The sequence below is a fragment of the Buchnera aphidicola (Lipaphis pseudobrassicae) genome (genome assembly GCF_005081185.1).
Classification (GTDB): Bacteria; Pseudomonadota; Gammaproteobacteria; order Enterobacterales; family Enterobacteriaceae; genus Buchnera; species Buchnera aphidicola_AD.
This window is the reverse complement of sequence record NZ_CP034870.1, coordinates 487,321-490,712: the sequence shown is the minus strand read 5'-3', so window position 1 is coordinate 490,712 and position 3,392 is coordinate 487,321. Positions and strand designations below refer to the sequence as shown.

Below are 3,392 nucleotides of genomic sequence, written 5' to 3'. Positions count from 1 at the left end.
TTTATTTTCTAATAATTGATGTTCCATAAAATAGCAGAAACTAGGAATATCTCTTTTTGTAGATGGATCATCTGCTAAAATTAATATTGTTTCATTTTTTTTCATACTACGTAATGTTTTTCTAATAATCATAATTGGTTCTGGACATCTTAATCCGATTAAATTTAGCATAATATTATATTTTTTCATTTTTTTAATTTAAAAAGTATTATTTAAATTTATTAAATATTATTGAATAATTTTTTTATATTGAATGAAAAACATTACTATTCTTCATATGTGTATAATTTTTTTGATAAAATATATTGATTTACACTGTATGGTAAGAGTTTATTAGAATCTTTTTTATTAAAATAATTTTTTCTAATTTCACTAGAGGAAATATTAATAGAATCTATATTTGAAAAAAAAATTAATCCATGTGAATTTTCATGAAGTAAATGATAATCTTTAATACTATTAGATTTTATCCATGTTTCTAATTCACAATTTTTTTTTTAATATGGATTCTAGGACAAATTAATAAATGTGAGTATAGTAGTATTTTTTTCCAATCTTTCCAAAGATATAAGTTTTGAAGATTATCTTCTCCTATTATAAGACATAAAGATTGTGAAATACCTATGTTCATTCTAATTTTTTTTAATGTTTCTACAGTATAAAAAATATGTTTTTTTTTTGTTTCTAAATAACTTATTTGAAATAATGGATTATCATTAATAGCTAATTTAATCATTTTGATCCGATCAATAATAGATGTTTTTGTTTTTTTTCTATGTGGAGGATTATTATTTGGTAAAAATATTATTTTGCTAATAGATATTTCTTTTGATAATCTTTCAGAAGAATAAATATGACCATAATGAATAGGATTGAAGTTACCACCAAATATTGCATATAATTTTTTCATTTTTTTGTTTTTCATTTTGTTAATAAAATATTCTTTTTAATTTAACATAATGTTAAAGTTAATTCATATAATTGAATCCATATAGAATTGTTATATTGTTTTTTAATATTAATTTCTATCTTTAAAAGAATATTTATTGCTTTTAAACATTTTGCATAATTTATTCTTTTAATAGCTTTTTTAAAAATGTTAAACCTCGTATTCCAAACGTTATTTTCTTTTAAAAATATATTGATATTATTTTTTTTTTCACGTTGTGCATAAATTATTATGAATAAATCTTTTTGTAAAGATCTTATTAATATGAGGGGATTACATTGTTTTTTATGAAATATATTTAAAATATAAATTGCTTTTTTTTGATGATTTTGAAGTATAGCATTAATCCAATGACATGGTAAAAAATTAAAAAAATTAAGAATAATTTTTTTAATTTTTGGCACTGTAATAGTAGTGTTAGGCCATTTTATTAATAATAAATCTAAAGTTTTATGTATAAAAAAAGTATTACCTTCATAATATTTACATAGCAATGAAAATGCTTTTTCTTCTAATTTTATATTTTTTTCATAAATTTCATATTTTATCCAGTTAATAAATTTTAAATTATATGGTGTAAAGCAAGAAATAATCTCAGAATGATTTTTTAATGTATTAAATGAGTTATTTTTTTCAACTAAAAAAGACAAATGATTAAATTTAATGATTATTAAAATATCTAAACAAAATAATTTATTTATTTCGTTAATATTTTTAACTAATGTTTTATTTAATGTTTTAATAATAAAATTAATAATTAAGGTTATTTTTATAAAAAATAGATTTCTTTTTTTACAAAAATCAAAAACTTTTTCCCAATCTTGATATTTTTCTATATCGATTTTAATAATTTCCGTAAACCCTTTATTACTAGCAAAATTTAATATTAAACGTTGATTATTTTCTAATAAAAAAAGATCTTCTCCTAAAAATATATAACAAAAATGTAATTTTTTAATTAAATTTTTTTTTATTTCATATGTTTGTATGATATTCATGTTAATTAATTTTAGTTTATTGTGAGTTTTATTTAGATCACAAAATTTATTATTTTATTAGGAATATATATTATTTTTTTTATCAAGATATTTTTTAAATATTTTCTAATAATTTCTTGTTTTTTTGCTTGTATAATTATTTCTTGTTTATTGAAACTATCGTTTACTTTTAAAGTACATCTTTTTTTTCCATTTATTTGAATAATGATAATGTTTCTTGATTTTAAAAGTATTTCTTTATCATATATTGGCCATTTTTCATTATCAATAATTGTTTTTTTATATAAAAGCTGCCAAGCAATAAAAGAGAAATGTGGTGTAAATGGATATAGCATTTTTATTATGGCAATTAAACATTCTCTCATGATAGATTTATCTTGTTCTTTTTCTATTGGGGCATTTACTAATTTATTTACTAGTTTCATGATTGAAGCAATAGCTGTATTAAATGTTTTACGACGATCTATATCGTCTGATACTTTAGCAATAGTTTTATGTAATTGATATTGTAATTCTTTTTGTTGTTTATTTAAAGAATAAAAACACATATGTGAATGTGTATTTTTCACTTTAATATAATTATAAATTAGTGTCCAAAGTTTTTTTAAAAAACGGTGTATTCCCTGTACACCAGATTCTTTCCATTCTAAAGAAGATTCTATAGGAGCAGCAAACATTATAAACAAACGAATAGTATCAGCACCATAATCTTGTATTATGGATTCAGGTTCAATACCATTATTTTTAGATTTAGACATTTTAATCATTCCTGCATAAATAACTTTTTTTCCTTTTTTAGTATATGAATTAATAATTTCTCCTTTTGAATTACGTTTTTTTAAAACTAATGATGAATTAATCCAATTTCGTTCTGAGTTTTTTCCAATTTCATAAAAAGCTTCAGAAAGTACCATGCCTTGACACAATAAATTATTAACAGGTTCATTCGAACTAACTAGTTTAAAATCACGTAATAACTTATGATAAAATCTAAAATATATTAAATGCATGGTTGCATGTTCTATCCCTCCAATATATTGATCAACAGGCAACCAATAATTTGATGCTGTTAAATCAATCATCCCTTCTTTGAAATCAGGACAGGTGTATCGTGCATAATACCAAGATGATTCCATAAATGTGTCAAAAGTATCTGTTTCTCTAGTAGCATTTTGATTATTAATAGAAATTTTAGCCCATTTGGAACTAGGATCAATAGTCTTTCTTAATGAATTATTATTTTTTCTAATGACAGGCAAAAGAACTGGTAGTTGATTTTTAGGTATTGGAATTATTTCACCATTATTTAGTTTTGCCATTGGAATAGGTGTTCCCCAATATCTTTGTCTTGATATACACCAATCTTGTAATTTATAATGAATTTTGTTTTCTAATATGTTTTTTTTAAATAGTATGTTTTTTATTTTTTCTATGCTATTTTGAGA

Annotated in this window: 3 protein-coding genes and 1 pseudogene; all 4 read right to left on the bottom strand. The window is 20.8% G+C overall.

Features of this window, described 5'->3' with window-relative positions:
• Window positions 1-189 (bottom strand): sulfurtransferase TusA (tusA, locus tag D9V70_RS02305; protein ID WP_158356294.1); only part of this gene is annotated, 189 nt, incomplete at its 3' end.
• 77 nt (window positions 190-266) lie between these two features.
• Window positions 267-910: pseudogene (nadD, locus tag D9V70_RS02300) on the bottom strand (nicotinate-nucleotide adenylyltransferase).
• 41 nt (window positions 911-951) lie between these two features.
• Window positions 952-1,947: a DNA polymerase III subunit delta gene (gene holA, locus D9V70_RS02295; protein ID WP_158356130.1), complete on the bottom strand. Its 996-nt coding sequence runs from the start codon at window positions 1,945-1,947 to the stop codon at window positions 952-954.
• Between the two features lie 32 nt (window positions 1,948-1,979).
• A partial coding sequence (locus D9V70_RS03300; RefSeq protein WP_253254796.1) for a class I tRNA ligase family protein occupies window positions 1,980-3,392 on the bottom strand: 1,413 nt, incomplete at its 5' end.